This is a genomic window from Streptomyces bungoensis (genome assembly GCF_001514215.1).
In the GTDB taxonomy this organism is placed as follows: Bacteria; Actinomycetota; Actinomycetes; order Streptomycetales; family Streptomycetaceae; genus Streptomyces; species Streptomyces bungoensis.
In genome coordinates, this window is sequence record NZ_KQ948857.1 from 144,209 (window position 1) to 170,444 (window position 26,236).

The following is a 26,236-nucleotide window of genomic DNA, read 5'->3' on the forward strand; positions in this document are numbered from 1 at the left end:
CGGCCACCCGCGCGCACCCGCGCGCACCTCTTCCTCACCGGATCTCACCCAGAGTGGAGTGTTCCTGCCATGCAGGCTTCTCGTGTCGCCTCCCGTGTCGCCGCCGCCGGCGCCGTCGCGGGCACGGCCGTCCTCGCCCTGTCCGTGCCCGCCTTCGCGCACGTCTCCGTGCAGCCCGAGGGCAGCGCGGCCAAGGGCGGTTACGCGGTCGTGGACTTCAAGGTCCCCAACGAGCGCGACGACGCCTCGACCACCAGGCTCGAGGTGAACCTCCCCGCCGACCACCCGGTCGCCTCCGTCATGCCCCAGCCGGTTCCGGGCTGGAACGTGAAGGTGACCACGGCCAAGCTCGCCAAGCCGCTCACGGTGCACGGCCGGAAGATCGACGAGGCCGTCACCAAGGTCACCTGGACCGCCGACGGCAAGGGCGTCCAGCCCGGCTACTTCCAGAAGTTCCCGCTCTCCCTCGGCGCCCTGCCCGAGGACACCGACCGGATGGTCTTCAAGGCGATCCAGACGTACTCCGACAACGAGGTCGTGCGCTGGATCGAGGCGCCCCAGGACGGCCGGGCGGAGCCCGAGAACCCGGCCCCCGTGCTGCAGCTGTCCGCGGCCACCGACGACCACCACGGCACCGCGGCCGCCACGGACGCCTCCGAGAAGACCGACGGCAAGGGCGACGGCCGGACGGCGGCCGCCGCGCGGTCCACGGGCGGCAGCGACACCACCGCGCGCGTGCTCGGCGTGATCGGCATCGCCGTCGGCGCCGCGGGCGTCGCCTACGGCGTCCTCGCCGGCCGCCGCCGCACCACCGCCTGACCCTGCCGTTCCACCCGCGCACCGGGGTCGTGCGAGGCTGTCGTACGGCCCCGGTGCGCGCCGGAGCCCTCACATCTGGGACATTTCTCTATGCGCAAGAAGACGTTCGCCGCGGCCGCGCTGCTCGCCGCCGCCACCCTCTCCCTCTCCGCCTGCGGCAGCGGCGACGACGCCAAGTCGCCCGTCTCCGTGGTCTCCGAGGCGTCCGACTCGGGCAAGGCCGCGACCATACTCGACCAGCCGTTCGAGAAGCCCGACCTGGTGCTCACCGACACGCACGGCAAGAAGTACGACCTGCGCGCCGAGACCAAGGGCCACCCGACGCTGGTCTACTTCGGCTACACGCACTGCCCCGACATCTGCCCGACGACGATGAGCAACATCGCCGTGGCCAAGAAGGCGCTGCCCAAGACCGAGCAGAACGACCTCAGGGTCGTCTTCGTCACCACCGACCCCGCCCGGGACACCCCCGCCGAGCTCGGCAAGTGGCTCAAGGGCATCGACCCGCAGTTCATCGGCCTCACCGGCGACTTCGCCACCATCCAGGCCGGCGCCCGCTCCCTCGGCATCTCCATCGAGCCGACGACGAAGGACAAGAACGGCAAGGTCGTCTCGGTGCACGGCACCCAGGTCATCGCCTTCTCCCCGAAGACGGACGGCGGCTACGTCCTGTACGGCGAGGACACCACGGTCGACGACTACACCAAGGACCTGCCCAAGCTCGTCAAGGGAGCCAGGCCGTGAGGCGCACCATCCTGCCCGCGTCCGCGCTCACCGGCGCCGCGGCCCTCACCCTCGCCCTCGCGGGGTGCGGGACGGATTCCGGCCCCGCCGGGCCCGAGCTGTCGGTGAGCGGGGCGTACATGCCCCAGCCGGTCTCCGCCGACATGGCGGCCGGCTTCCTCACGATCACCAACAAGGGCGGCACGCGGGACCGGCTGACCTCCGTGACCAGCGCGGTCGCCGGCCAGGTCACCATGCACAGCACCGTCGGCGGCGCCATGGAGGAGAAGACCTCCTTCGCCGTCCCCGCGCACGGCCGGCTCGTGTTCAAGAGCGGCGGCAACCACCTGATGTTCGAGAGGCTGAAGCGCAAGCCGGAGCAGGGTCAGCGGGTCACCGTGAAACTCACCTTCGCCAGGACCGGACCGCTCACCGTCGAGATGCCGGTGCGGTCCGCCACGTACCACCCGTCGACCGGCAACTGAGGGAAGGACCACCTTGACCCGGACCATCACCCCCCGCCTGCGGACCCTGGTGCTGCTGCTCCTCGCCGTCACCGGCGCGCTGCTCGCGGGCGCCGGTCCGGCCTCCGCGCACGCCGCGCTCACCGGCAGCGACCCCGCACAAGGGGTGGTGGTCGACAAGGCGCCCACCCAGGTGTCGCTCACCTTCTCCGAGACGGTCGCGATGAACGGCGACTCGCTGCAGGTACTCGACCCCAAGGGCCGCAAGGTCCAGGTCGGCTCCCCGGCCAACGTGAGCGGCACGACGTACGCCGTGCGGCTCAGGAGCGGCCTGGCCAAGGGCACCTACACGGTCGCCTACCAGGTGGTCTCGGCGGACAGCCACCCCGTCTCCGGCGCGTACACCTTCTCCGTCGGAGCGCCCTCGCAGACCGTCGTCTCGGGCGTCGGCACGGCCGGCGGCGGTGTCGTCGGCGCGCTGTACGCGGCCGGGCGGTACGTGTCCTACGCCGGCTTCATCGTGCTCGCGGGCGGCGCCGCCTTCGTGCTCGCCTGCTGGCAGCGCGGCGCCGGCGTACGGCCCCTGCAGCGGCTCGTGGTCGGCGGCTGGCTCGCGCTCACCGCGGCCACCCTGTGGCTGCTGCTCCTGCGCGGCTCCTACACCGGCTCGGGAAAGCTCGGCGACGTCCTCGACCTGGACCTGCTCGGCCAGGTGCTGCAGACCAAGACCGGCGCCGCGCTGGTCTCCCGGCTGCTGCTGCTCGCCGCCGCCGCGCTGTTCATCGCCGTGCTCTTCGGCGCCTATGAGCGTCGGGAGGAGGGCGACGAGAAGCGCGACCTGAGCTTCGGGCTGGCCGTCGGCGGAGTGGTCGTGGCCGCCGGGCTCGCGGCGAGCTGGGCCATGGCCGAGCACGCCTCCACGGGGCTGCAGCCGGGCATCGCCATGCCCGTCGACGTCGTCCACCTGCTGGCCGTCGCCGCCTGGCTGGGCGGCCTCACCGCCCTCCTCGTCGCGCTGTACCGGGCACCCGCGGACACTCCGGTCGGCAGCGCGGCCGTACGGCGCTTCTCCCGCGTCGCCTTCGGCTCCGTCCTGGCCCTGGTCGCCACCGGCACCTACCAGTCCTGGCGCCAGCTCGGCTCCTGGTCGGCGTTCACCGAGACCCGCTACGGGCAGTTGCTGCTGGTCAAGATCGGGCTGGTGGCGCTGCTGGTCGGCATCGCGTCGATCTCACGGCGCTGGACGGGACGGCTCGGGGAGGCGCTCCCCGCGGAGGGCGAGGCGGGGGAATCCGGGAGGCGGCCCGAGAAGGAGCGCGTCTCCGCGTCGGCGTCCGCCGGCACGGAGACCGGCCTGGAGACCGCCGGCACGGACACCGCTCCCGCGGACACCGAGCGCGCCGCGCAGCTCGCGCGCCAGCAAGCCGCCGCGGACACCGCCCGGCAAAAGCGGCTCCGCGACGCCGACCCGAACCGCTTCGGCCTGCGCCGCTCGGTGCTGGCCGAGGCGGGCGTCGCGGTCGTCCTGCTCGCCGTCACGACCGCGCTGACCCAGACCGAGCCGGGCCGTACCGAGCAGGAGGCCAAGGCGGCCACCTCGTCGTCCTCCAGCTCCTCCGCGTCGTCCTCCTCGTCCGGCGCGGTGACCCTGGACATGGCGTTCGACACCGGCGGCACCGACGGCAAGGGCCTGGTCCGCCTCGACCTCGACCCCGCCCGGGTGGGCGGCAACGAGATGCACGTCTACGTGCAGCGGCCCAACGGCCGCGCCTTCGACGTCCCCGAGGTGAAGGTCGCCTTCACCCTGGAGGCGAAGAAGCTCGGGCCGCTGCCCGTGACCCCCGACCACATCACCACCGGCCACTGGGCGGCCGAAGGGGTGCAGATCCCCATGGCGGGCGACTGGAAGATCGCCGTGACCGTGCGCACCTCCGACATCGACCAGGCGACCGTTTCCAAGAACGCGCAGATCGGCTGAACGACACCATGCCCGACCAGTCCCTTCCCCAGGCCCGCCCGCACGGGTCCGCGGAGCCGGAGCCGGCCGCCGACGGCAGCCGGGGCCTCTCCCGGCGCGCCCTGCTCGGCACCGCCGGAGCCACCGGCCTCGCCCTCGGAGCCGCCGGCGGAGCCGTGGGCTACGCCGCCGCGCCGGCCCAGGCCACTCCCCTGACCTCGGTGGGCGCGAACCGGGCGATGTTTCACGGGAAACATCAGCCCGGGATCACCGAAGGGCTGCAGGCCCGGGGCCATCTCGTCGCCTTCGACCTGGTGGCGGGTGCGGGCCGCAGGCAGGCGGCGGCCCTGCTGCGCCGCTGGTCGACGACGGCCGAGCGGCTGATGGCGGGCGAGCCGGCGCCGCACGACGACACCGCCGTGGCCCGGGACGCGGGTCCGTCCTCGCTGACGGTCACCTTCGGCTTCGGCCACAGCTTCTTCGGCCGGACCGGCCTGGAGAAGCAGCGGCCCGGCGCACTCGACCCGCTGCCCGACTTCTCCTCCGACCACCTCGACAAGGCGCGCAGCGACGGTGACCTGTGGGTGCAGATCGGCGCCGACGACGCCCTGGTCGCCTTCCACGCCCTGCGCGCGATCCAGAAGGACGCCGCCGGCGCCGCCCGCGTGCGCTGGCAGATGAACGGCTTCAACCGCAGCCCGGGCGCCACCGCCCACCCCATGACGGCCCGCAACCTCATGGGCCAGATCGACGGCACCCGCAACCCGAAGCCGGCCGACGCCGACTTCGACAAGCGGATCTTCGTACCCGCCTCGGGGGAGCCCGCCTGGATGGCGAACGGCTCGTACGCCGTCGTCCGGCGGATCCGCATGCTCCTCGACGACTGGGAGAAGCTGTCGCTCGCGGCCCAGGAGGCGGTCATCGGGCGCCGCAAGTCCGACGGGGCGCCGCTGTCCGGCGGCGACGAGACGACCCCGATGGACCTGGAGAAGGCCGACGCCAAGGGCGCGTACGTCGTCCCGGTCAACGCCCACGCCCGCATCACCCGGCCCGACCGGAACGGCGGCGCGGCCATGCTGCGACGCCCGTTCTCCTACCACGACGGCATCGACGCGGACGGCACGCCCGACGCCGGGCTGCTGTTCGTCTGCTGGCAGGCGGACCCGCTGCGCGGCTTCGTGCCGGTGCAGCGCAAGCTCGACCGCGGGGACGCGCTGTCGACGTACATCCGGCACGAGGCGAGCGGCCTGTTCGCGGTGCCCGGCGGGGCGGCCGAGGGAGAGTACGTGGGCCAGCGGCTGCTGGAGGGGTGAGCCGAAGAGCGGTGATTCACCCGCACGGGCCTGCAAACCACCCGGCCGGGTGGTGTTCATGAGACACGGAAGCCGCTTTTCCCCACGGCCATTAGGGTGAAGGCATGCCAGCGAGCTATGCGTATCTCGGTCCCGAGGGCACCTTCACGGAAGTCGCTCTGCGCACGCTTCCGGAGGCGGCCACCCGGGAGCTGCTGCCCTACGTGTCCGTGCAGTCCGCGCTGGACGCGGTGCGGGCGGGCGAGGCCGAGGCCGCGTTCGTGCCGATCGAGAACTCCGTCGAGGGCGGCATCACGACCACCCTGGACGAGCTGGTCGCGGGCGAGCCGCTGATGATCTACCGCGAGGTGCTGCTGTCCATCACCTTCGCGCTGCTCGTCCGGCCGGGCACGCAGCTGTCCGACATCAAGACGGTCACCGCCCATCCGGCGGCCCAGCCGCAGGTGCGCAACTGGCTGAGGGCGAACCTGCCGGACGCCGTCTGGGAGTCGGCCGCGTCGAACGCGGACGGCGCGCGCCTGGTCCAGGAGGGCCGGTACGACGCCGCGTTCGCGGGCGAGTTCGCCGCCGCCCGGTACGGCCTGCGGGCCCTGGAGACCGGGATCCACGACGCGGAGAACGCGCAGACCCGGTTCGTGCTGGTCGGCCGCCCCGCCCGGCCCGCCGCACCGACCGGCGCCGACAAGACCTCGGTGGTGCTGTGGCAGCGGGACGACCACCCGGGCGCCCTGCGCGACCTGCTCGGCGAGTTCGCCACCCGCGGGATCAACCTGATGCTGCTGCAGTCCCGGCCGACCGGGGCCGGCATCGGCAACTACTGCTTCTGCATCGACGCCGAGGGCCACATCTCCGACCGGCGGGTCGCCGAGGCGCTGATGGGGCTGAAGCGGATCTGCCTCCAGGTGCGTTTCCTCGGCTCCTATCCGCGCGCCGACATCCGGCCGGGCCAGGAGCGCACCGCCCTGCCGGGAACCTCGGACCAGGAGTTCCTGGCGGCTTCGGACTGGGTGGCGCGCTGCCAGGACGGCCGGTTCCAGTAAGGCCTTAGGCTGCTCCCAGCCGGTCGTACCTGCATATCGTCGTTATCCACAGAGGTTATCCACAGGCGCTCCTCTCGACCTGGGGACAAGTCGACACGGCACGGCGACCCGGTCGACAAATCGCCCTACGGCTCCCAGACGGGGCCACCGGCGCATCGGTCACCCTTCGTCCATTCGTTTCCTTTGGTTCATCTTTTAGAGCGACCCTTTTCCACCCGAAAGTGGGTGTCGGCGTACTTTGACCCGGGAATTCTTCGGTCGGACGGACGCTTCCGGAGTGATCAATTCCGAAGTCCACAGACCTTCCACACAGCTGTGGATAACTCTCGGGGAGGGGGCACCCCCTGTGGACAACCGGCCCGCCAAGTCCCGCTCCCCGCAAGGGAATCAGGTCAACGTGACGCCGGACACCTGACCCGTCCCAGGGAGTGAGACGAAATTCCTTGACACGGTCGGCAGGAGACGCATTACGGAACGTAAGCGACGAATCCGAACTCCCGGAATAGCGAGTCGTGGGCGGGGAGCCCGCACCGGTAGCCTTGGGCTCGTGATTGACCTTCGCCTGCTCCGTGAGGACCCCGACCGTGTGCGCGCGTCCCAGCGTGCCCGTGGAGAGGACGTCGCGCTCGTCGACTCCCTCCTGTCTGCCGACGAGCGGCGCAGGTCCTCCGGCGTCCGCTTCGACGAGCTGCGTGCCGAGCAGAAGCAGCTCGGCAGGCTGATCCCCAAGGCCTCGGGCGACGAGAAGGCCGAGCTGCTGAAGAAGGCCGGCCAGCTCGCCGCCGACGTCAAGGCCGCCGACGCCGAGCGCGACGCCGCCGACGCCGAGACCCAGGAGCTGCTGCTCCGGCTCGGCAACCTCGTCCACCCCGACGTACCCGTCGGCGGCGAGGAGGACTTCGTCACCCTCGAGACGCACGGCACGATCCGCGACTTCGGCGCCGAGGGCTTCGAGCCCAAGGACCACCTGGAGCTCGGCACGCTCCTCGGCGCGATCGACGTGGAGCGCGGCGCCAAGGTCTCCGGCTCCCGCTTCTACTTCCTCACCGGCGTCGGCGCCCTGCTGGAGCTCGCGCTGGTCAACGCCGCGATCGCCCAGGCCACGGCGGCCGGCTTCACGCCGATGCTGACGCCCGCCCTGGTCCGCCCGCAGTCGATGGCGGGCACCGGCTTCCTCGGCCAGGCCGCCCAGGACGTCTACCACCTCGACGCCGACGACCTCTACCTCGTCGGCACCTCCGAGGTCCCCCTCGCCGCGTACCACATGGACGAGATCCTCGACGCCGACCGGCTGCCGCTGCGCTACGCGGGCTTCTCGCCGTGCTTCCGCCGCGAGGCCGGCTCGCACGGCAAGGACACCCGGGGCATCTTCCGCGTACACCAGTTCGACAAGGTCGAGATGTTCTCGTACGTCGCCCCCGAGGACTCCCAGGCCGAGCACCAGCGGCTGCTGGAGTGGGAGAAGCAGTGGCTGACCTCGCTGGAGCTGCCGTTCCGCGTGATCGACGTGGCCTCCGGTGACCTCGGCTCCTCGGCCGCCCGCAAGTTCGACTGCGAGGCGTGGATCCCGACCCAGGGCAAGTACCGCGAGCTGACCTCGACCTCGGACTGCACCGAGTTCCAGTCCCGCCGCCTGTCGATCCGCGTCCGTGACGGCAAGCAGGTCAAGCCGCTCGCCACGCTCAACGGCACGCTGTGCGCCGTCCCGCGCACCATCGTGGCGATCCTGGAGAACCACCAGCAGGCCGACGGCTCCGTGTACGTGCCGCCCGTGCTGCGCCCGTACCTGGGTGGCCGGGAGGTCCTGGAGCCGGTCGCCAAGTGACCACGGCTTTCCCTTATCGGCTCATCGCCACCGACCTCGACGGAACGCTGCTGCGCTCCGACGAGTCGGTCTCGCGGCGCACCCGTGACGCGCTCGCCGCGGCCACCGCGGCGGGCGCGGCGCACATCGTGGTGACCGGCCGCGCCGTCCCTTGGACCCGGCACATCCTCGACGACCTGGGCTACGACGGGCTCGCCGTCTGCGGCCAGGGCGCACAGGTGTACGACGCGGGCGCGCACCGCCTGCTCACCTCGGTCACCCTGGACCGGCAGCTGGCGGGCGTGGCCCTGGCGAAGATCGAGGCCGAGGTGGGCCCGCTGCACCTGGCGGCCAGCCGGGACGGCCTGGACGGGGACGTGCTGGTGGGCCCGGGCTACGCGGTCACGGGATCCCTCCCGGGGACGCCCTTCACGGACGCCTCCGACCTCTGGGCGGCGCCGCTGAACAAGATCTACATCCAGCATCCGTCACTCGGCGACGACGAACTGGCGGAGACGGCGCGCCGCGTGGCCGGCGGTTTCGTCTCGGTGGCGATGGCGGGCGCGGGCATCGTGGAGCTGCTGCCGCTGGGCCTGTCCAAGGCGACCGGTCTCTCCCTGGCGGCGCGACGTCTGGGGATGAAGGCCGCCGACACGCTCGCCTTCGGCGACATGCCCAACGACGTCCCGATGTTCGCCTGGGCGTCCCGCGGCGTGGCCATGGCCAACGCCCACGAGGAACTCAAGGCGGTCGCGGACGAGGTCACCTCCTCCAACGAGGAGGACGGCATCGCGGAGGTGCTGGAGCGGTTGCTGTCGTAGCGCGCCCGACGGCCGGCGCTCCCGGCAGCAGGGGCGCGGGGAACCGCGCGACGAGGACGAGCCACGACGGTGCCGTCACTCGGCCACGTGCCCCGAGCCCCACGGCGCAGCCCCGTCCGCGGCACCGGCCGACCACTCCATGTGCCGCACGCCGGAAATGCGCCCGAGTCCCGGTGACAACGTCTCGCGGAGGATGCACGGATCGAACGTGCGCGGGCTTTCCCAACCCGACCACGGTTTAGCAAACCGGTGCCTTGCCACTCGGCCAATCCTCCGGGTGGGCGGCCCACGCGAGTGCGGCATCGCGTGCTCGAAGCGGCCGCCCCGGGCGGTTCCCGTGGCTCCACGGAGTGGTGGCGACTACTCCGGAGCCGGCCTCGGACCACCCTGTCGGGAGCCGGGCGTACTGCCGTGCATGGACATCGCCCGCCTCCTCTCCCTGATCGCGGCGCCGGGACACTCCCGGCGAACGGGGCATGACCACTGTGCCCCGCAGAGGAGTCCGCCGCCACCGAATTAACCGGTACGCCGGTACGCCGGCCGCCCTAGCGGCGCCGCCACCTGCGCCGGCGCGCCTTGCCGAAGAACCAGCCCGCGGGCGGCTCGTCGGAGCGCCAGGGCCGCGGCTCGGGCTCCTGCGCGCGCCAGCGGGCGGCGAGCATCCGGGCGCGGGCGGACGGCTCGGAGGTGCCGGCGGCGCGTATGAAGTCCTCGTCCAGCACGACGTCGTCCCACACGTCGCCCCCGGACCGCTCGTCCCCGCTGCTGCGCGGCGTCTCCTCCGCCATCACCCGGCCTCCCAGGCCCCGTTTCCAGCCGTACATCCGTTTTGCCCAGTGTGCCGCGACCGGTGTGAAGTCCCCGTCAAGGCCGCCGGCGGCCTACTCCTCGCCCGCCAGCGTCAGCGACCGCAGCTTCTGGCCGGCGTACCAGGTGGCGAGGACGGTGACCGCGACCAGCAGCACCGTGGCCGTCGTCAGCCCGACGTCGGAGGTCACCAGGTCCCCGCCGGCCACCTTGTGGGCGACGGCGAGCGACCACTGCTGGACGCTCAGCGTGCGCGCCCCCGGCACCAGGGAGCCGAACAGCGCCTCCCAGACGAGGGCGTAGACCAGCCCGAAGACCACCGCGTGCCGGGACACGGTGCCCAGCAGCAGGAACAGCGCGGAGTAGGCGATGGAGGCGACGAGCGCGGCCACCGTGTAGGCGACGGCGATCTGCTGGCCGTTGCCGTTGAGGATGAGCCCCGCGATCATGGTCGGCACGGCGGAGAACACCATGGTGACCCCGATGGCGACGATCAGCTTGGTGAGGATGATCGTCGGCCGCTTGATCGGCTTGGACAGCAGGTAGACGACGGAGCCGTCGTCGATCTCCGGGCCGATGGCGCCGGTGCCCGCGATGACACCGATGATCGGCACCATGGTGGCGAGCGCGAACCCGCCGAGGACGTCGGCGGCCGTCTGGTCGTCCGCGCCGGTCAGGGCGCGTACGGCCACGGAGATCACGATCAGCAGCAGCGGCAGCGCGCCGAGGATGAGGGCCCGGCGGCGGCCGAGCAGGGCCCGGTAGGTGAGCCGGGCGACGGTGGGGTCGTACATTTCGGCCTCCTACGCCGCGACGAGATACGAGAAGACGGACTCGAGGGACTCGTCGGACGGCGACACCGTGAGCAGCCGGATGCCGTGGTCGCGGGCGACCCTCGGCAGCAGGGCGGTGAAGCGGCCGAAGTCCACGGCCTGGACGCGCAGCGCGCCCTCGGTGACGTCGACCTCGATGCCGGACGTCGACGGGTCGGCGATCAGCGCGGCCGCGAGGGCGCGGTCGTCGCTGGAGCGGACCAGGTAGCGGTGCGGGCGGTCGGTCATCAGGCGGCGGATCCGGCGGAAGTCGCCGCTGGCCGCGTGCCGTCCGGCGACGACGACCTCGATGTGCCGGGCGAGCTGCTCGACCTCCTCGAGGATGTGCGAGGAGAACAGCACCGTGCGGCCCTCGTCGCCCATCCGGCGCAGCAGGTCCATGAGCTGCATGCGCTGGCGCGGGTCCATGCCGTTGAACGGCTCGTCGAGCAGGAGCAGCGAGGGGTCGTGAACCAGGGCGCTCGCCATCTTCACGCGCTGGCGCATGCCCTTGGAGTAGGTGGCGATCTTCCGGTCCTGCGCGTACTCCATCTCCACCGTGGCGAGGGCCCGCTGGGCCGCCTTGGCGCCGAGTCCGTGCAGTTCGGCGTTGGCGACCACGAACTCGCGTCCGGTGAGGAAGTCGTACATCGCCTCCCGCTCGGGGACGACGCCGATGTGCCGGTAGATCTCCTCGTTGCGCCACACCGGCTGCCCGTCGAGGGTGACCGAGCCGGTGGAGGGGGCTAGGAAGCCGCCCATCATGTTGATGAGGGTGGACTTGCCGGCGCCGTTGGGCCCGAGCAGACCCGTGACGCCGGGGCCGATGGTCATGGTGATGTCGTTGACGGCGACCACGTTGCCGAACCAGCGGGAGACGTGGTCGATGCTGAGGGTCGTCACAGCCCCACCTTCTTGTAGCGGCGGATCAGGAGGGCGTAGCACGCGGCGATCAGGCCGAGCACGACCAGGACGTACACCGCGCCCTCGCCGTGGGACGGGCCGACCCCGCCGGGGAAGGAGGAGCGGCCGCCGAAGAAGGCGGACTGCACGCCGTCGATCAGCGTGACGGGGGAGAACAGGCCGATCCACGGGACGGCACCGGCGCTGCCCTGGGCGTCGGCGATGGCCTGGAGGGTGGAGACCGCGCCGTAGGAGATGGTCAGCACGGCGATCACGGCGGCGATGCCGAAGCCGCGGCGCGGGGTGACGGCGGCGATGACCAGGCCGATGCCGGCGAACAGCAGCGACAGCAGGGCGACGGAGACCAGCCCCTGGGCGAACTCCTCGCTCTGGTGGGCGAAGCCCATCTTGGCGAGCAGCGAGCCCACGTACATCACCAGCAGCGGGGCGCCGGTGAGGATGAGCAGGGCCGAGGCGAGGGACGCGAACTTCGCCCGCACGTAGTCGGCGGTCTCGATGGGCCGCGAGAAGTACAGGGGCACGGTCTTGAAGCGCAGGTCGCGCGAGACGGCCTGCGGCGCCTGCGCGGCGACGTACAGGCTGATCACGGCCTGCGTGACGATCGCGTAGCGGGTGTAGGCGTGCGCCAGCGGCAGTTCGTGCGCCTTGGTGGCGACCGCGACGGCGACCATGATGGCCGCGGGCACGCACATCACCGCGAACAGCAGCATCGGCAGCACCTTGGACTTCACCGAGCGGCCGAGGCCGTAGGCGCCGCGCAGGGATTGCGAGTACAGCGAGCGGCGGGCGTAGGCGCGGCCGAGGCGCGGGCCGTCGTAGCCGCGGTAGCCGATGTCGTGGATGCGGCTCTGGTCACCGCGCGAAGTCCCCAGGGTGCCCGGGCCGGCCGGGGGATGCTCAACCGCCATGTCCGACGGCCTCCTTCCGCTGCTCGTCGCTGCCGGTGAACACCTCGGAGATGTGGTGCCGGCGCTGCTCCATGCGGACCAGGCCGAGGCCGAGGTCGGCGACGACGTCGCGCACGAGGTCGTACGTCTCCTCGCCCGCCGCGGTCAGCAGCAGGATGTGGCCCGCGCCGGGCAGGCCCGCGCCCTCGGCGTGGGTGTCCACCCCGCGCGCGTGGAGGGCCTCGCGGACCGCGCGGGTGCCGTCGGGGTGTTCGTCGCTGTCGGTGACCTCGATCGCGAGCGTGGTCGTGGTCTGCGTGAAGTCGGTGGTGGAGCTGGACCGCAGCAGCTTGCCGCCGTCGACGACGACCACGTGGTCGCAGGTGCGCTCCAGTTCGCCCAGCAGATGGGAGGTGACCAGCACCGAGATGCCGAAGTCGGTGTGGATGCGGCGGATCAGGCCGAGCATCTCGTCGCGGCCGACCGGGTCGAGGCCGTTGGTCGGCTCGTCCAGGAAGACCAGCTGCGGGTCGTGCACCAGCGCCTGGGCGAGCTTCACCCGCTGCTTCATGCCGGTGGAGTAGCCGCCGATGGGGCGGTAGCGCTCCTCGTACAGGCCGACGTGGCGCAGGGTGTCCGCGGTGCGCTCGCGGGCGGCGGTGGGCGGCAGGCCGGACATCCGCGCCATGTGCACGACGAACTCGGTGGCCGAGACGTCGGGCGGCAGGCAGTCGTGCTCCGGCATGTAGCCCACGCGTTCGCGGATGGCGGCGCCCTCGGTGGCCACGTCCAGGCCGAGCACCCGCGCGCGGCCCTCCGAGGCGGGGGACAGACCCAGCAGGATCTTGATCAGGGTGGACTTGCCGGCGCCGTTGGCTCCGACGAGTCCCGTCACACCGGGCCCGATGTCCACGGACAACCGGTCGAGCGCGGTCACCCGGGGGAACCGCTTGCTCAGGCTTTCGGTCGCGATCACAGTCACGCCTACGACGGTAGTGATCCGCACCACCCCGGTCGTCAGACCACAGAGCCGTCTTGGCGTCAGACTCGAGTCGTACGGGGCCTTAGGGGATCCCCCGCCCAGGGCTTGCCCCCCGTTCCCGGTCGAGCCTGTTGACGCTTCCTCTAACAACTGACAGATTCGCCGGGTCACGTGACGGACGCGTACCGCAGCCGGCGGCGGCGCGGCAGGACAGCGGAGGCGGAGCGATGCTGAAGGGTGCGCGGGAGCGCCGGGTGCGGACCGGCGGGGTCGAGCTGTGCGTGGCCGAGCTGGGCGATCCGGCGCGGCCGACGGTGCTGCTGGTGCACGGCTACCCGGACAGCAAGGAGGTGTGGTCCGAGGTGGCCGAACGCCTCGCGGGCCGCTTCCACGTGGTGGCGTACGACGTGCGCGGCCACGGCCGCTCGACGGCGCCGCGGCCGCTGCGCGGGGGCTTCACCCTGGCCAAGCTCACGGACGACTTCCTGGCCGTGGCGGACGCGGTGAGCCCGGACCGGCCGGTGCACCTGGTCGGCCACGACTGGGGTTCGGTGCAGTCCTGGGAGTTCGTCACCGTGGCCCGCACGAAGGGCCGCATCGCCTCCTTCACGTCGATGTCCGGTCCGTCCCTGGACCACTTCGGGCACTGGATCGACGCGCGCGTGAAGCGCCCGACGCCCCGGCGGGCGGTCCAGCTGCTGGGGCAGGGCGCCCGCTCCTGGTACGTGTACCTGCTGCACACACCGGCCCTGCCGGAACTGGCCTGGCGCGGCCCGCTCGGCAAGCGCTGGCCCGCAATCCTCCGGCGCGCCGAGAAGCTCCCCGCCGGGGACTACCCGGCCCCGTCCCTTCCCTCGGACGCGGCGCACGGCGCCTGGCTGTACCGGGACAACGTGCGCGCCCGGCTGCGCAGGCCCCGCCCGGACGCGTACGCGCACGCGCCAGTGCAGCTCCTCACGCCCCTGGGCGACCCGTTCCTGTCCGAGCGGCTCTACGACGGCCTGGAGCAGTGGGTGCCGCAGCTGACCCGCCGGACGCTCCCGGCCGGGCACTGGATCCCGCGCACGCGGCCCGACCGGGTGGCCGCCTGCGTCGAGGAGTTCGTCACCGCCGTGGAGGGCGGGCGCGCACGGGTGGCGGCCACCGGGCGCCACGCGGACCGGTTCGGCGGCCAGTTGGTACTGGTCACCGGCGCCGGCGGCGGCATCGGGCGGGCCACGGCGCTGGCGTTCGCGCGGGCCGGCGCGCGCGTGGTCGCCGTCGACCGGGACGCCGCGACCGCCGCGCGCACCGCCGAGGAGGCCCGGCTGAGCGGCGCCCCCGAGGCCTGGGCGGAGCCGGCGGACGTCTCGGACGAGCAGGCCATGGAGAAGCTGGCCGAGAAGGTGCACCGCACGTACGGCGTGCTGGACGTGCTGGTCAACAACGCGGGTATCGGCATGGCGGGCTCGTTCCTCACCACCACGACCGACGACTGGCGCGCGGTCCTGGACGTCAACCTCTGGGGCGTGATCCACGGCTGCCGACTCTTCGGCGCGCGCATGGCCGAACGGGGCCAGGGCGGGCACATCGTCAACATCGCGTCCGCGGCCGCCTACCAGCCCTCCCGCGCACTGCCCGCCTACAGCACCTCCAAGGCCGCGGTCCTGATGCTCTCCGAGTGCCTGCGCGCCGAACTGGCCGCACAGGACATCGGCGTCACGGCCGTGTGCCCCGGCCTGGTCAACACCGGCATCACCGCCACGGCCCGCTTCACCGGCGTGGACGCCGCCGAGGAGCGCCGCCGGCAGCAGCGCGCGGCCCGCCTGTACGGCCTGCGCAACTACCCGCCGGAGAAGGTGGCCGCAGCCGTGCTGGACGCGGTGGCCGGCGACAAGGCGGTGGTTCCGGTGACACCGGAGGCCAAGGGGGCGCACCTGCTGTCCCGCTACCTGCCGGGGGTGCTGCGGCGGATGGCGAAGGTCGAACCGAGGTTGTGACACAGCAAGTTGTCCACAGGCACCGCCAACATGCCTGTGGACAACCGCACTTGCTGTGGATCAAACCTCCCGCGGAAAACAACCTGCGTGATCCGCGTCTCGTGCCGCACGCTGGAGCCATGGACGAAAGACGCACCGTCAAGGTGTCGAAGTACCTCTCCAAGCACCTTCGTCACCAGCCCGAACGCATCGGCCTCCGGCTCGACGCGGGCGGCTGGGTCGAGATCGACGCGCTGATCGCCGCGGCCGGCGCACACGGCTTCCGGTTCACGCGCGAGGAACTCGACCACGTGGTGGCCGCCAACGACAAGCAGCGGTTCGCCGTCGACGGCACCCGGATCCGGGCCAGCCAGGGCCACAGCGTCGAGGTCGACCTCGGCCTGCCGCCGGCCACCCCGCCGCCGTTCCTGTACCACGGCACGGTCGCCCGCAGCCTGGACGCGATCCGCGCCGGCGGCCTGCGGCCGATGAGCCGGCACGACGTCCACCTGTCGGCCGACCGCGAGACCGCGACCCGGGTCGGCGCCCGCCGCGGCCGCCCCGTCGTGCTCACCGTGGACGCCGCGGCCATGCACCGCGACGGCCACGTCTTCCACGTCAGCGCCAACGGCGTCTGGCTCACCCGGACCGTCCCCGCCCGCTACCTGCGGTTCTCCGAGCCGCACCGGCAGCCGGCCGGACGCCCCTCCTGATCACCGGGCACCCTGCATGATCAGGGGCATGGACCACGCGCCCGGACACCTGCCGACCACCGAAGCCGCCGTCACCGCCCTGCGGGCCCTGGCCGCCGCGTACGCGCGCGAGATCGAGGTGACCCACGACATCGGTGCCGACCGGACCTCCCGCCGCACCGCCGCGGGCGTCGGTGTCACCACGGACCCGGACGGCTCGCTGCCGCACGAGGCGTACGTGGAGTTCGGCGGTCTGCCCCGGGTCGAGGTGCGGCTCTACCCGGAGGACGACGCGCAGATCACCGTCGAGGGCATTCCCTGCGACGACATCGCGCGCGACGACGTCCCCGCCTTCTGCCGCTCCGTCTTCGACGGTCTCGCCCACGTCCGCACGCGCCGCTTCCCGCCCGGTTACCGCCTCGTCGTCCCGCTGCCCGGCGACCGGGCGCACACGGAGCGCTTCCCGGTGATCCTGCTCAGTCCGTGGCTCAGCCGGCACCTGCGGTGACCGGTTTCGGCCATGTTCCCCGGGCCCCCGTACGCTCAGGGGCATGAGTCCGCGTCTGAGCACCGTGATCCTGCCCCACCGCCGCTGGCACGAGGGCGGCCGAGCGGCCTGGGTACGGGCCGAGCAGCTCGGCTTCCACACCGCGTACACGTACGACCACCTGTCCTGGCGCAGCTTCCGCGACGGCCCCTGGTTCGGTGCCGTGCCGACACTGACCGCCGCCGCTGCCGCCACCGACCGGATCCGCCTCGGCACGCTGGTCACCTCGCCGAACTTCCGGCACCCGGTGACCCTCGCCAAGGAACTGATCTCGCTGGACGACGTCTCCGGCGGCCGGGTCACCCTCGGCATCGGCGCGGGCGGCACCGGCTTCGACGCGAGCGCCCTCGGCCAGGAGCCGTGGACCCCGCGCGAACGCGCCGACCGGTTCGCCGAGTTCGTGCCCCTGCTCGACCGGCTGCTCACCGAGGACGCGGTGACGTACGAGGGCCGGTACTACTCGGCGCACGAGGCGCGCACCATCCCCGGCTGCGTCCAGCGGCCCCGGCTGCCGTTCGCGGTGGCCGCCACCGGCCCGCGCGGGCTGAAGCTCGCCGCGCGCCACGGGCAGGCGTGGGTGACGACCGGCGACCCGAAGCTGTACGAGACCGGTACCCCGGAGCAGTCCGTCGAGGCGCTGCGCGGACAGCTGGCCAAGCTGTCCGAGGCCTGCGCGGCGGCCGGCCGGGACGCGGCGGAACTCGACAAGGTCCTGCTCACCGGCTTCACCCCGGACCGCGACCGCCCGCTCAGGTCCCTGGACGCCTTCGTGGACTTCGCCGGCCGCCACCAGGAGCTGGGGTTCACCGAGATCGTGATCCACTGGCCGATCCCGGACTCCGACTTCGCCGCGGACGAGAAGGTCTTCGAGCGGATCGCCCTGGAGACCCGGGCCCAGCTGGCGTGAGCACGGGGCGTCCGTCGGCCATTCCCGGCGTTTCCGGGGACTCATATGTGCGGACTCCCGCCCGGGCGTGCGGGCATATGCGCGAGAATGACGCGGTGACCTCAGCGACCAGACAGCCCGGGACCCCGTCCGCCGCCCTCCGGCCGCGGCTGATCGCCACCGACCTCGACGGCACTCTGCTGCGCGACGACAAGTCGGTCTCGCCGAGGACGGTCGCCGCGCTGGCGGCCGCGGAGGAGGCCGGTATCGAGGTCTTCTTCGTCACCGGCCGCCCGGCCCGCTGGATGGACGTCGTCAGCGAGCACGTCCACGGCCACGGCCTGGCGATCTGCGGAAACGGCGCCGCCGTGGTCGACCTGCACGGCGGCCCCGGCGCCCACCGCTTCGTCGAGGTGCGCGAGCTGGCCCGCGAGAACGCGCTGGACGCCGTGGAACTGCTGCGCGGCTCGGCGCCCGGCACCGTGTTCGCGGTCGAGCAGACCTACGGCTTCCACCAGGAGCCGTCCTATCCCAAGCTGCACATGGAGATACCGGACAACCTCCTGCCCGCCGAGGAGCTCCTCGCCCCCGACGGCCCCGACGCCGACCAGCCGGTGCTGAAGATCCTCGCCTACCACCCCGAGCTCGACCCGGACGCCTTCCTGACGCTCGCCCGCCTCGCCATCGGCCGGCGGGCCAACGTCACCCGCTCCAGCCCCAGCGCCCTGCTGGAGATCAGCGGGCCCGGCGTCTCCAAGGCCAGCACGCTCGCCCTGTGCTGCGCCGAACGCGGCATCTCGCACGAGGAGGTCGTCGCCTTCGGTGACATGCCCAACGACCTCGAGATGCTGACCTGGGCCGGCCGGTCCTACGCGATGGGCAACGCCCACCCGGACGTCCTCGCCGCCGCCTCCGGCCGCACCGTCGCCAACAACGAGGACGGGGTGGCGATCGTGATCGAGGAACTGCTGGCGTAGCGCTCCCCGCCGCCCGGCCCCGTCCGCCGGGCTGCGGTCACCGCACCGCTGCCGGGACCTCCGCCGCCGCCTCCCGCCGGATCATCGCGCGCAGCGGTCCGTCGACGGCCGCCAGTTCCGCGTAGGGGCCTCGCTGCACCACCCGGCCGGCCTCCAGGACGACCACCTCGTCGACCGCGTCGAGTCCGGCCAGCCGGTGGGTGATCAGGAGGGTCGTGCGCCCTTCGGTGGCGGCCAGCAGGTCCGCGGTGAGCGCGTCCGCCGTCGGCAGGTCCAGGTGCTCGGCGGGCTCGTCCAGGACGAGCACCGGGAAGTCGGCGAGGAGCGCGCGGGCCAGGGCGAGGCGCCGGCCCTGTCCGCCGGACAGCCGGGCGCCGTGCTCGCCGACGAGCGTGTCCAGGCCGTCCGGCAGCCCGTCCACCCAGTCCAGCAGCCGGGCCCGGCCCAGCGCGTCGCGCAGGTCGTCCTCGGTGGCGTCCTTCCGGGCGAGCAGCAGGTTCTCGCGCACACTGCTGTCGAAAAGGTGCGCGTCCTGGGCGCACAGCCCGACGAACCGCCGCACGTCGTCCCCGGCCAGCCCGCGGGCGTCCACACCGGCCAGCGTGTACGAACCCGCCTCCGGGTCGAGGAACCGCAGCAGCACCTGGGCCAGGGTCGTCTTGCCGGAACCGGACGGCCCGACCACGGCGACCCGGCGCCCCCGCTCCAGCGTGAGGTCCAGCCCGGCGAGCGCCTCGCGCCGCTGCCCCGGGTGCCGGGCGGCCAGCCCCTTGACGACGACCGGGAACGGCGAGGCGGGCGCCTGCCGGGGCCGCTCCGGCTCCCGGACGGGTTCGGGGGCGTCCAGCACCTCGTGGACGCGCTCCGCGCTCCGCCGGACCCGCTGCCGGTGGCGCACGGCGAGCGGCAGCCCGAGGACGGCCTCGAAGGCGGCCAGAGGCGTCAGGACGACCACGGCCATCGTCACGCCGTCCAGCCGGCCCGCGGCCACCGCCTGGGCGCCGAGCAGCGCCGTGGCGGTGACGGTCAGACCGGAGACCAGCGCGGTGAGCCCGTCGCCCAGCCCGGTGACCGCGGCCGCGCGGGAGGCGATCCGGGTGAGCGTGCCGTCGGCCTGGCGGGCGGCGTCCGAACGGGCGGGCAGCGCGCCGGCGACCGTCAGCTCGGCGGTGCCGGTGAGCAGGTCGGTCACCCGGGTCGCGAGCTCGCCTCGGGCGGGCGCCAGCCGTCGCTCGGTGCGGCGTGCCGCGGCCGCGGTGAGGGCCGGGACACCGGCACCGGCCAGGAGGAGGCCCGCCGCGAGCGCGGCCCCGGCTTCCGGGAGCAGCCAGGCGGTGAAGGCGACGGAGCCGGTGGAGACGGCTACCGCGACACCCGCGGGCAGCAGCCAGCGCAGCCAGTAGTCCTGGAGCGCGTCCACGTCGGTGACCAGCCGGGTGAGCAGGTCACCGCGGCGCACCGACCGCAGCCCCGCGGGCGCCAGCCGCTCCAGCCGCCGGTAGACGGCGACCCGGGTGTCGGCCAGCATCCGCAGCACCGCGTCGTGCGACACCAGCCGCTCGGCGTACCGGAAGACGGCCCGCCCGATACCGAAGGCCCGCGTCGCCGTCACGGCCACCATCAGGTACAGCACCGGCGGCTGCTGCGAGGCCCGCGAGATCAGCCAGCCGGAGGTGGCCATGAGCCCGACGGCGCTGCCGAGCGCCAGGCTGCCCAGCAGCAGCGCGAGCACGAGCCGCCCGCGCCGGGGACCGGCGAGGTCCCGGACCCGGGCGAGCGGGTTCCGGCGAACCGCCGGGGGCTGCTCCGCCGGGTGATGTCCCGGGTGGCCGGGGGCGGTGACGGGCGAGTGGTCCAGGGGGCGAGGCTCCTTGGCCGGCCCGGTGCGGGGCGAGGCCGTCGGTGCTTCCGCGCCCTCCAGCCGCACCACCCGGTCGACCACGTCCAGCAGCGCCGGCCGGTGCACCACCAGCAGCACCGTGCGGCCGGCCGCGAGACGCCGGACGGCGGCCACGACCTCGGCCTCGGTCGCCCCGTCCAGCGCGGCCGTCGGCTCGTCCAGGAGCAGCACGGGCCGGTCGGCCAGGAAGGCACGGGCCAGTGCCAGGCGCTGCCGCTGTCCCGCCGACAGCCCGGCGCCGTCCTCGCCGAGCACGGTGCCGGCGCCTTCGGGCAGCGCGTCCACGAACTCCAGCGCGCCCGCGTCCCGCAGCGCCCGGCGTACCGCGGTGTCGTCCGCGCCGGGCCGGGCCAGCCGTACGTTCTCCGCGATGGTCCCGGCGTACAGGTGCGGCCGCTGCGGCACCCAGGCGATCCTCGACCGCCACTCCTCCAGGTCCGCGCCGGCGAGATCGGCTCCCCCGACCCGCACCCGGCCCGCACCCGGCCGTACGAATCCCAGCAGCACGTCGAGCAGGGTCGACTTGCCCGCACCGCTCGGCCCGACCAGCGCCACGGTCTCGCCGGGCTCGACGGTGAAGGACACGTCGGTGACGGCATCCGCCGACCGGCCCGGGTAGCGGACCGTCACGCCCTCGAAGGCCACCGGCCCGGCGGGCACCCCTGCGGTCCCGGACACCGGGGCCGGGGTCTCCAGCACGGCGAAGATCTCCTCCGCCGCGGCGAGCCCCTCAGCCGCCGCGTGGTACTGGGCGCCCACCTGGCGCAGCGGCAGGTACGCCTCCGGCGCCAGCACCAGGACGACCAGCCCGGTGTACAGGTCCATGTCGCCGTGGACCAGCCGCATGCCAATCGTCACGGCGACCAGTGCGACCGACAGGGTGGCCAGCAACTCCAGGGCCAGTGAGGAGAGAAAGGCGATCCGCAGGGTCCGCATGGTGGCCTGGCGGTACTCGCCGGTGATCCGGCGGATGGACTCGGCCTGGGCCTTGGCCCGGCCGAACACCTTCAGCGTCGGCAGTCCGGCGACCACGTCCAGGAAATGCCCGGACAGCCGGGACAGCAGTCGCCACTGGCGGTCCATCCGCGCCTGGGTGGCCCAGCCGATCAGCATCATGAAGACGGGGATGAGCGGCAGCGTGACGACGATGATCGCCGCCGACACCCAGTCCTCGGTGACGATCCACGCCAGGACGGCCACCGGGACGACCACCGCGAGTCCCAGCTGGGGAAGGTAGCGCGAGAAGTAGTCGTCGAGGGCGTCGACCCCGCGCGTGGCCAGGGTGACCAGCGAGCCGGTCCGCTGACCGCTCAGCCATCCGGGGCCCAGCCGGGCGGCACGCTCCAGCAGCCGCCTGCGCAGCTCCGACTTCACGGCCGCGCTCGCGCGATGGGCCGCTAGTTCGGTGAGCCAGGAGACGACCGACCGGCCCACCGCGACGGCTGCCAACAGCAGCAGGGGAGTGCGCAGGCCGGCGACCGACTGCCCGTGCTGGAACGCTCCGACCACGATGTCGGCGATGAGCATCGCCTGGGCGATGACCAGCCCGGCACCGATGACACCGAGACCGACCACCGCGGCCAGGAAGAGGCGGGTGGCCCGGGCGTAGCGCAGGAGACGCGGATCGATGGGTTTCACGTGAAACATGCCCTTCGGCCCAGTGGGGTGTGTTTCACGTGAAACACACCCCGGCGGACTCAGTGAGCGGCGGCAGGGTCGGGTGCGATGTGCTGCGTGCCGATGCGCTTGCGGAACACCCAGTAGGTCCAGCCCTGATAGAGCAGTACCAAGGGCGTGGCGATGGCCGCCAGCCACGTCATGATCTTGAGGGTGTAGGGGCTCGACGAGGCGTTGCTGACCGTCAGGCTCCACTCCCCGTTGAGCGTGGACGGCATGACGTTCGGGAAGAGCGACAGGAAGAGCATTGCCACGGCCGCCACGATGGTCACGCCGGACAGGGCGAACGACCAGCCCTCGCGCCCCGCCTGGTTGGCCACCAGAGCGGCGACGAGCGCGGCGACGGCCACCACGAGGGCCACCAGGCTCTTGCCGTCCCCGCTGTCGGCCTGCGTCCACAGCAGGAACCCGAGCGCCAGGACGGCCGTGACGAGACCGACCCGCAGGGCCAGCCTGCGCGCCCTCAGCCGGATGTCCCCGAGGGTCTTCAGCGCCGTGAACACCGCCCCGTGGAAGGTGAACAGCGTGAGCGTCACCAGGCCACCGAGCAGGGCGTAGGGGTTGAGCAGGTCACCCAGGCTGCCGACGTACTCGAAGTTCCGGTCGATCTTCACGCCCCGCACGATGTTCCCGAAGGCCACGCCCCACAGGAACGCCGGGAGGAGCGAGGTCCAGAAGATGGCCGTCTCCCAGTTGCGCTGCCATTTGTCCTCCGGACGCTTGGCCCGGTACTCGAAGGCGACGCCCCGGACGATCAGGCAGACCAGGATGACGAGCAGCGGCAGGTAGAAGCCGGAGAAGAGGGTGGCGTACCACTCCGGGAAGGCGGCGAAGGTCGCGCCGCCCGCCGTGAGCAGCCACACCTCGTTGCCGTCCCAGACGGGCCCGATCGTGTTGATCAGCACCCGGCGTTCGGCCCTGTTCCGGGCCAGCAGCTTGGTGAGGATGCCGACACCGAAGTCGAAGCCCTCGAGGAAGAAGTAGCCGGTCCACAGGACGGCGATCAGGACGAACCAGACGTCGTGAAGATGCATGACTGTTCCCTCGGCCTAGTACGAGAAGGCCATCGGCTTGTCGGCGTCACGGGTGTCGCCGCCGATCTTCGTGGGCGGGTTGAGGTCGTCCTCGGTCAGCTCGGGCGGGCCGGCCTTGACGTACTTCACGAGCAGCCGGACCTCGATGACGGCGAGGATGGCGTACAGCGCGGTCAGGACGATCATCGAGGTGAGGACCTCGCCCTGGGAGACACCGGGGGAGACCGCGTCCCGCGTCCGCAGCACGCCGTAGACGACCCAGGGCTGGCGGCCCATCTCGGTGAAGATCCAGCCCCAGGAGTTGGCGATCAGCGGGAAGGCCAGGGTCCACACCGCGATGCGCCAGTACCAGGCGGTGAGCTTCGGGCTGAGCGCCTTGCCCCTGAACAGGACCAGGTGCGGCACTTCGTCGTCGGCGACCCGCAGGTGGTGCGGCAGCATGAACTTCTTGCGGGTCAGCCAGAGACCGGCGAGGCCGATGGCCGTGGAGGCCATACCGAAGCCGATCATCCAGCGGAAGCCCCAGAAGGTGACCGGGATGTTGGGCCGGTAGTCGCCGGGCCCGAACTTCTGCTGCTCGGCCTTGTTCACGTCGTTGATGCCGGGCACGTAGGAGGAGAAGTTGTCGTTGGCCAGGAAGGACAGCAGGCCCGGGACCTCGATGGCCACGCTGTTGTGGCCCTTCTCGACGTCGCCGTAGGCGAAGACCGAGAAGGGTGCCGGCTCCTGCCCGTCCCACAGGGCCTCGGCGGCCGCCATCTTCATGGGCTGCTGCTTGAACATGACCTTGCCGAGCACGTCTCCGCTGACCGCGGTGAGCAGGCCGGCGATGACCACGGTGATCAGGCCGAGCCGCAGCGAGGTCTTCATCTCCCGGATGTGCTTCTTGCGGGCCAGGTGGTAGGCGGCTATGCCCACCATGAAGGCGCCGCCGGTCAGGAAGGCCGCGGAGAGGGTGTGGAAGGCCTGGCTGAGCGCGGTGTTCTGGGTCAGCACGGCGAGGAAGTCGGTCAGCTCGGCACGGCCCTTGGCCTTGTCGATCTTGTAGCCGACGGGGTGCTGCATCCAGGAGTTGGCGGCGAGGATGAAGTACGCCGACAGGATCGTGCCGAGTGCCACCATCCAGATGCAGGCCAGGTGGATCCTCTTCGGTAGCTTGTCCCAGCCGAAGATCCACAGGCCGATGAAGGTGGACTCGAAGAAGAACGCGATCAGGGCCTCGAAGGCGAGCGGGGCGCCGAAGATGTCGCCGACGAAGCGCGAGTAGTCCGACCAGTTCATGCCGAACTGGAACTCCTGCACGATGCCGGTGACCACACCCATCGCGATGTTGATCAGGAAGAGCTTGCCCCAGAACTTCGTCGCCTTGAGGTACTTCTCCTTCTCCGTGCGCACCCAGGCGGTCTGCAGTCCGGCCGTGAGCGCGGCCAGGGAGATCGTCAGGGGGACGAACAGGAAGTGGTAGACGGTGGTGATGCCGAACTGCCAGCGCGCCAGTGTCTCCGGCGCCAAAGCCAAGTCCACGTCGTCAGCTCCTTACATCGCCGCGGCGGCGGCACTTTGCCCCTTTTGTTGCGCACATACGGAGCAACCGGGACGCGCTTGTGAAAGCGTTCACATTCACAAGCCATTATGACGCACTGATTTTCAGCCTGGTAGGGCGGGGTGGCCCTACCGCTGTGACCTTCACGACCCCGAACGCGAGCCGGCCGGTGAGCGGGACCACCGCTCACCGGCCGGGACACCTGGACGCCGGGCGGGACCCCGCTCGGCGCACCGGAGCTACAGCTCCTTGCGGAATCCTTCCGCCGCCTTGAGGAAGATGTCGTTCGCCTCGGTCTCCCCGACCGTCACCCGCACGCCCTCGCCCGGGAACGGCCGGACCACCACCCCGTGCTGCTCACAGGCCGCCGCGAACGCCATCGTGCGCTCCCCCAGCCGCAGCCACACGAAGTTGGCCTGGGTCTCCGGCACGGTCCAGCCCTGGGCGCGCAGCGCGTCGACCACCCGGTTGCGCTCGCACACCAGGGAGCCGACCCGGCCCAGCAGCTCGTCCTCGGCGCGCAGCGAGGCGACCGCCGCCTCCTGCGCGAGCTGGCTGACGCCGAAGGGCACGGCCGTCTTGCGCAGCGCCGCCGCCACCGGGTCGTGGGCGATCGCGAAGCCGACCCGCAGCCCCGCCAGCCCGTACGCCTTGGAGAACGTGCGCAGGACGCAGACGTTGGGCCGGTCCCGGTACAGCTCCACGCCGTCGGGCACCTCGGGGTCGCGGATGAACTCCCGGTAGGCCTCGTCCAGCACCACCAGGACATCGCCGGGGACCCGGTCGAGGAACCGCTCGAGCTCCGCCCGGCGCACCACCGTGCCGGTCGGGTTGTTGGGGTTGCAGACGAAGATCAGTCGCGTCCGGTCCGTGATCGCGTCCGCCATCGCGTCCAGGTCGTGCACGTCCCCCTCGGTGAGCGGCACCTGCACCGACCGGGCACCGCTGATCTGCGCGATGATCGGGTACGCCTCGAAGGACCGCCAGGCGTAGATCACCTCGTCGCCGGGCCCGCTGGTGGCCTGGACCAGCTGCTGGGCGACCCCCACCGAGCCGGTGCCGGTGGCCAGGTGGGAGACCGGGACGCCGAAGCGCTCCGACAGCTCGTCCATCAGCCCGGTGCAGGCCATGTCCGGGTAGCGGTTGAAGTTGCAGGCGGCCGCCGTCACGCTCTCCATCACGCCGGGCAGCGGCGGATAGGGGTTCTCGTTGGAGGACAGCTTGTAGGCGACCGGCCCGCCGGCCGCGGCGGGCCGGCCCGGCTTGTAGGTGGGAATACCCTCCAGCTCGGCGCGCAGCTTGGGGCTCGTCTCGCTCACCGCAGTCCTCCTCGCGACCACCGGCGGACCGTCGACGCCGCCGGCTTCCAATACTGCTCACCTTAAGAGGATTCGGCGCCGCTGCGTACAGGTCGGGGACGGCGAGAGGCGAACCTCATCCCGAGCCACCGGCATCAAGGTCATCGTCGTACGAAGGCGTACGTATCGGGGGGCGCGCCGTACATATATCTACGCGCCGGTAGCTCACGCCGTGGCGCGCATCCCTCGTGCAGGTGAGTTGAGACCTCTTCGATACCTCGGGCAGTTGGCAGGTACGTGTGGGTCGACACGTCACGTCCTGACGTTGGATCGTTCAACTACCATGCTTTCAAAGGTAGTTGGGTGCCAAC

Annotated in this window: 22 protein-coding genes and 1 tRNA gene; 13 read left to right on the plus strand and 10 right to left on the minus strand. The window is 72.2% G+C overall.

What is annotated here, in order from left to right:
- The first annotated feature begins 69 nt into the window (after positions 1-69).
- The 8 genes from AQJ66_RS16810 to AQJ66_RS16845 all read left to right on the plus strand — a co-directional run bounded on the left by AQJ66_RS16810 (position 70) and on the right by AQJ66_RS16845 (position 8,941).
- Positions 70-819: a YcnI family copper-binding membrane protein gene (locus AQJ66_RS16810; RefSeq protein ID WP_061922036.1), complete on the plus strand. Its 750-nt coding sequence runs from the start codon at positions 70-72 to the stop codon at positions 817-819.
- A 90-nt stretch (positions 820-909) separates the two neighbouring features.
- Positions 910-1,563 carry an SCO family protein gene (locus AQJ66_RS16815; protein ID WP_061922039.1) on the plus strand — a complete coding sequence of 218 codons (654 nt, stop codon included), beginning with the start codon at positions 910-912 and terminating at the stop codon, positions 1,561-1,563.
- Positions 1,560-2,027 (plus strand): copper chaperone PCu(A)C, encoded by a 468-nt coding sequence (locus AQJ66_RS16820; protein ID WP_061922042.1) that lies wholly within the window; start codon positions 1,560-1,562, stop codon positions 2,025-2,027. The genes AQJ66_RS16815 and AQJ66_RS16820 overlap by 4 nt, the downstream gene beginning before the upstream one ends.
- A 13-nt stretch (positions 2,028-2,040) precedes the next feature.
- Entirely contained in the window at positions 2,041-3,984 is a 1,944-nt protein-coding gene (locus AQJ66_RS16825; RefSeq protein WP_061922045.1) for a copper resistance CopC/CopD family protein, read from the plus strand.
- An 8-nt stretch (positions 3,985-3,992) separates the two neighbouring features.
- Complete coding sequence (gene efeB / locus AQJ66_RS16830) at positions 3,993-5,276, plus strand: iron uptake transporter deferrochelatase/peroxidase subunit (protein ID WP_061922048.1); 1,284 nt, start codon at positions 3,993-3,995, stop codon at positions 5,274-5,276.
- Between the two features lie 104 nt (positions 5,277-5,380).
- Positions 5,381-6,316 (plus strand): prephenate dehydratase, encoded by a 936-nt coding sequence (gene pheA, locus AQJ66_RS16835; protein ID WP_061922057.1) that lies wholly within the window; start codon positions 5,381-5,383, stop codon positions 6,314-6,316.
- 547 nt (positions 6,317-6,863) lie between these two features.
- Positions 6,864-8,141 carry a serine--tRNA ligase gene (serS, locus tag AQJ66_RS16840; RefSeq protein WP_061922061.1) on the plus strand — a complete coding sequence of 426 codons (1,278 nt, stop codon included), beginning with the start codon at positions 6,864-6,866 and terminating at the stop codon, positions 8,139-8,141.
- The gene (locus AQJ66_RS16845) at positions 8,138-8,941 is read left to right on the plus strand and encodes an HAD family hydrolase (RefSeq protein ID WP_061922064.1); all 804 of its coding nucleotides are present in this window, start codon (positions 8,138-8,140) and stop codon (positions 8,939-8,941) included. Before serS ends, AQJ66_RS16845 begins: the two co-directional genes overlap by 4 nt.
- Before the next feature lie 187 nt (positions 8,942-9,128).
- Here the strand turns inward: AQJ66_RS16845 and AQJ66_RS16850 are convergent.
- The 6 genes from AQJ66_RS16850 to AQJ66_RS16875 form a co-directional block, all read right to left on the minus strand.
- Positions 9,129-9,216 (minus strand) — tRNA-Ser (locus tag AQJ66_RS16850).
- A 270-nt stretch (positions 9,217-9,486) separates the two neighbouring features.
- The gene (locus AQJ66_RS16855) at positions 9,487-9,729 is read right to left on the minus strand and encodes an SGM_3592 family protein (protein WP_061922563.1); all 243 of its coding nucleotides are present in this window, start codon (positions 9,727-9,729) and stop codon (positions 9,487-9,489) included.
- Between the two features lie 93 nt (positions 9,730-9,822).
- A complete protein-coding gene (locus tag AQJ66_RS16860) occupies positions 9,823-10,542 on the minus strand; it encodes an ABC transporter permease subunit (protein ID WP_061922067.1) in 720 nt (239 codons plus the stop codon).
- A gap of 9 nt (positions 10,543-10,551) precedes the next feature.
- Positions 10,552-11,463 carry an ABC transporter ATP-binding protein gene (locus AQJ66_RS16865; RefSeq protein WP_061922070.1) on the minus strand — a complete coding sequence of 304 codons (912 nt, stop codon included), beginning with the start codon at positions 11,461-11,463 and terminating at the stop codon, positions 10,552-10,554.
- Complete coding sequence (locus AQJ66_RS16870; RefSeq protein WP_061922073.1) at positions 11,460-12,392, minus strand: ABC transporter permease subunit; 933 nt, start codon at positions 12,390-12,392, stop codon at positions 11,460-11,462. Before AQJ66_RS16870 ends, AQJ66_RS16865 begins: the two co-directional genes overlap by 4 nt.
- Positions 12,382-13,347 carry an ABC transporter ATP-binding protein gene (locus AQJ66_RS16875; RefSeq protein WP_061922077.1) on the minus strand — a complete coding sequence of 322 codons (966 nt, stop codon included), beginning with the start codon at positions 13,345-13,347 and terminating at the stop codon, positions 12,382-12,384. The genes AQJ66_RS16870 and AQJ66_RS16875 overlap by 11 nt, the downstream gene beginning before the upstream one ends.
- Before the next feature lie 233 nt (positions 13,348-13,580).
- On the opposite strand from AQJ66_RS16875, the gene AQJ66_RS16880 reads away from it, so the two are divergent.
- The 5 genes from AQJ66_RS16880 to AQJ66_RS16900 all read left to right on the plus strand — a co-directional run bounded on the left by AQJ66_RS16880 (position 13,581) and on the right by AQJ66_RS16900 (position 18,413).
- The gene (locus AQJ66_RS16880; RefSeq protein WP_107118955.1) at positions 13,581-15,332 is read left to right on the plus strand and encodes an SDR family oxidoreductase; all 1,752 of its coding nucleotides are present in this window, start codon (positions 13,581-13,583) and stop codon (positions 15,330-15,332) included.
- A 119-nt stretch (positions 15,333-15,451) separates the two neighbouring features.
- The gene (locus AQJ66_RS16885) at positions 15,452-16,024 is read left to right on the plus strand and encodes an RNA 2'-phosphotransferase (protein ID WP_061922080.1); all 573 of its coding nucleotides are present in this window, start codon (positions 15,452-15,454) and stop codon (positions 16,022-16,024) included.
- 16 nt (positions 16,025-16,040) lie between these two features.
- Positions 16,041-16,511 carry a hypothetical protein gene (locus tag AQJ66_RS16890; RefSeq protein WP_061922083.1) on the plus strand — a complete coding sequence of 157 codons (471 nt, stop codon included), beginning with the start codon at positions 16,041-16,043 and terminating at the stop codon, positions 16,509-16,511.
- 43 nt (positions 16,512-16,554) lie between these two features.
- Positions 16,555-17,457: an LLM class flavin-dependent oxidoreductase gene (locus AQJ66_RS16895; protein ID WP_061922086.1), complete on the plus strand. Its 903-nt coding sequence runs from the start codon at positions 16,555-16,557 to the stop codon at positions 17,455-17,457.
- A 77-nt stretch (positions 17,458-17,534) separates the two neighbouring features.
- Entirely contained in the window at positions 17,535-18,413 is an 879-nt protein-coding gene (locus AQJ66_RS16900) for an HAD hydrolase family protein (protein WP_208611379.1), read from the plus strand.
- Positions 18,414-18,450: 37 nt separating this feature from the next.
- On the opposite strand, the gene cydD is transcribed toward AQJ66_RS16900, so the two are convergent.
- From cydD to hisC, 4 genes are all read right to left on the minus strand, one after another.
- Positions 18,451-21,951, minus strand: a complete 3,501-nt coding sequence (gene cydD / locus AQJ66_RS16905) for a thiol reductant ABC exporter subunit CydD (protein WP_061922089.1) — start codon at positions 21,949-21,951, stop codon at positions 18,451-18,453.
- A 59-nt stretch (positions 21,952-22,010) separates the two neighbouring features.
- Positions 22,011-23,024, minus strand: a complete 1,014-nt coding sequence (gene cydB, locus AQJ66_RS16910) for a cytochrome d ubiquinol oxidase subunit II (RefSeq protein WP_061922092.1) — start codon at positions 23,022-23,024, stop codon at positions 22,011-22,013.
- A gap of 15 nt (positions 23,025-23,039) precedes the next feature.
- The gene (locus AQJ66_RS16915; protein WP_061922094.1) at positions 23,040-24,548 is read right to left on the minus strand and encodes a cytochrome ubiquinol oxidase subunit I; all 1,509 of its coding nucleotides are present in this window, start codon (positions 24,546-24,548) and stop codon (positions 23,040-23,042) included.
- Between the two features lie 258 nt (positions 24,549-24,806).
- Positions 24,807-25,886 carry a histidinol-phosphate transaminase gene (gene hisC, locus AQJ66_RS16920; protein ID WP_061922097.1) on the minus strand — a complete coding sequence of 360 codons (1,080 nt, stop codon included), beginning with the start codon at positions 25,884-25,886 and terminating at the stop codon, positions 24,807-24,809.
- Positions 25,887-26,236: the final 350 nt, after the last annotated feature.

Coding starts and splice junctions, on each gene's coding strand:
- AQJ66_RS16870 (WP_061922073.1), bottom strand. CDS start 12,392: ATGGCGGTTGAGCATCCCCCGGCCGGCCCGGGCACCCTGGGGACTTCG.
- efeB (WP_061922048.1), top strand. CDS start 3,993: ATGCCCGACCAGTCCCTTCCCCAGGCCCGCCCGCACGGGTCCGCGGAG.
- AQJ66_RS16860 (WP_061922067.1), bottom strand. CDS start 10,542: ATGTACGACCCCACCGTCGCCCGGCTCACCTACCGGGCCCTGCTCGGC.
- AQJ66_RS16855 (WP_061922563.1), bottom strand. CDS start 9,729: ATGGCGGAGGAGACGCCGCGCAGCAGCGGGGACGAGCGGTCCGGGGGC.
- pheA (WP_061922057.1), top strand. CDS start 5,381: ATGCCAGCGAGCTATGCGTATCTCGGTCCCGAGGGCACCTTCACGGAA.
- AQJ66_RS16895 (WP_061922086.1), top strand. CDS start 16,555: ATGAGTCCGCGTCTGAGCACCGTGATCCTGCCCCACCGCCGCTGGCAC.
- AQJ66_RS16885 (WP_061922080.1), top strand. CDS start 15,452: ATGGACGAAAGACGCACCGTCAAGGTGTCGAAGTACCTCTCCAAGCAC.
- AQJ66_RS16810 (WP_061922036.1), top strand. CDS start 70: ATGCAGGCTTCTCGTGTCGCCTCCCGTGTCGCCGCCGCCGGCGCCGTC.
- AQJ66_RS16900 (WP_208611379.1), top strand. CDS start 17,535: ATGCGCGAGAATGACGCGGTGACCTCAGCGACCAGACAGCCCGGGACC.
- cydB (WP_061922092.1), bottom strand. CDS start 23,024: ATGCATCTTCACGACGTCTGGTTCGTCCTGATCGCCGTCCTGTGGACC.
- AQJ66_RS16890 (WP_061922083.1), top strand. CDS start 16,041: ATGATCAGGGGCATGGACCACGCGCCCGGACACCTGCCGACCACCGAA.
- AQJ66_RS16880 (WP_107118955.1), top strand. CDS start 13,581: ATGCTGAAGGGTGCGCGGGAGCGCCGGGTGCGGACCGGCGGGGTCGAG.
- AQJ66_RS16815 (WP_061922039.1), top strand. CDS start 910: ATGCGCAAGAAGACGTTCGCCGCGGCCGCGCTGCTCGCCGCCGCCACC.